This is a genomic window from bacterium, assembly GCA_024228115.1.
Classification (GTDB): domain Bacteria; phylum Myxococcota_A; class UBA9160; order UBA9160; family UBA6930.
In genome coordinates this window covers 1-1,694 of record JAAETT010000118.1, presented here as the reverse complement: position 1 = coordinate 1,694, position 1,694 = coordinate 1, and the positions used below count along the sequence as shown (strand labels likewise).

Below are 1,694 nucleotides of genomic sequence, written 5' to 3'. Positions count from 1 at the left end.
GGGTGGCGCGACATCGAGAAGCTCGTCCGAGCTCTCACCGTGTCCGAAACCAGCGAAGAGGCGACTGCAAAGCGCGTCGCCTAGGATTCAAACCGGAGCCGCCGCTCAGAGAAGATCAACAGCGGACGGGACATCCCCTACGCAGATCGTAGGTCGGCCGAAATCAATACGTCGCCGGGGCTTGGCCAGATCCGTGTGCTTCTCATTCTCGACATCGGCCGAACCGGCCCGGATGGGGTAGGCAGGGGCCGTTTCTCAACAACACCTACCGGGGACAACGACCTTTACTCGATTCTCCTTTGAACCCGTCACCACCCCCTCGTGACCCACGCTGCGAACAACTGATTTGCCGGGGGCACGCAGCGCCTGGCCAACCCAAGGAGAACTCTCATGTTTCGCAACAGCACCCAGTCCGTGGCCGCAACCCTCCTCGCCGGCACCTTGCTGGCCCTCGCCATCAGCACCCCGGCTTCCGCCGGCTTATTCGACCGCAAGAAGAAGTATGTGTCCGCCACGACGAACGTGAACGAGCACGCCTACTCGATCGGCAACACCGGTCGGGATCGCATCGGGCTCAGCAACGTTCGGCTGGGCGCGACGGTTGGCGATTCGGCGATCCGCAACGCCCCGACCGTGAACACGGGCAAGTTCGACCAGTTCCGCGACTACCGCGCGAACGCGTCGACGAACTTCGTGTTCAAGGGCCTCGGCGGCCAGGGTCGCGACTTCACCCAGGCGAACACGTACTACAACGGCACGATCGGCAACGACGGCCTGGTCGACCTGAGCTCGGGCTTCGGCATCACCACCTCCGGTGGGCAGAATCGCCAGGGCATCAGCCAGGGCCAGGACGCCGAAGCAGGCGCCACCGCATCCACCCAGGATTCGGAGAGCACCAGCGCCTCGATGGAGACGGATATCAGCGGCCTCTAGGCACGACCGACTCCCCTCCCCCGAAGCCGGGGAGCCCGAAAGGGCTCTCCGGCTTTCGCTTTTTCGTGAGCTGAATCAAGTAGTTGACGAATTTCTTGCACACCTTGAACCGTCTGAGCGGAGCTCGTGACCTACGGGGCGAATCCAGGGAAGCCAAACGGAGGACATCCCAATGAAGACTCTCACAACGATCACTCTCACCGCCCTCATGCTGCTCGCCGGCGCCTTCCCTGATGTGCCCTAGACCCGCCTCGGCTCGGTTCCCCGCGGGGCCGAGATTGCATTGAACCGTTCCGCCTCCTGCCGTGACTCACCAGCAGAGAGGAAGGAACGATGACCACCACAGCAATCCACTCCGCGACCCCCGAACGGCCGGTTCCGGCCACCCTGCTGGAACTCGTCCTCGCCCTTCAGGAAATGACCGGCGATGAGACACTCACGGAGCTGCTGGCCGCCGACCTCGTTGCCACAGGCCGAGTCGTCCTCACCGGCAACTTTCGAGGCTGCCGGCTCAACTAGTCCGTCGCTTGGGCTGGACACAGCCCGGGCGAAGCGGTCCCGGTTACCAGCACGGCCGATCGCCGCGATCCACCACGAGGAGCAAAGCGGCGCCCACCCCGCCTAGCCCCAATCCGTCATTGGATCCGGGCCCCTGAGGGTATCGGTCCGGGTCAGGCGGCGAGTTGTTCGATGGCCCGATTGAATCGTTGGCGGGTGGAGGCCTCGGCAGCGATCCGCAGCTCGGCGCGCCCCTGAGGCCG

General features: G+C 64.3%; 2 protein-coding genes. Both read left to right on the top strand.

The genetic code is table 11. The features are described 5' to 3' along the window. Positions 1-390: 390 nt before the first annotated feature. Entirely contained in the window at positions 391-933 is a 543-nt protein-coding gene (locus GY937_05885; protein MCP5056243.1) for a hypothetical protein, read from the top strand. 333 nt (positions 934-1,266) lie between these two features. Continuing rightward, on the top strand, positions 1,267-1,452 hold the full coding sequence (locus tag GY937_05880; protein MCP5056242.1) for a hypothetical protein: 186 nt from the start codon (positions 1,267-1,269) through the stop codon (positions 1,450-1,452). Positions 1,453-1,694: the final 242 nt, after the last annotated feature.

Excerpts from the sequence above, each read along its gene's own strand:
- GY937_05885 (MCP5056243.1), top strand. The coding sequence starts at position 391 with ATGTTTCGCAACAGCACCCAGTCCGTGGCCGCAACCCTCCTCGCCGGC.
- GY937_05880 (MCP5056242.1), top strand. The coding sequence starts at position 1,267 with ATGACCACCACAGCAATCCACTCCGCGACCCCCGAACGGCCGGTTCCG.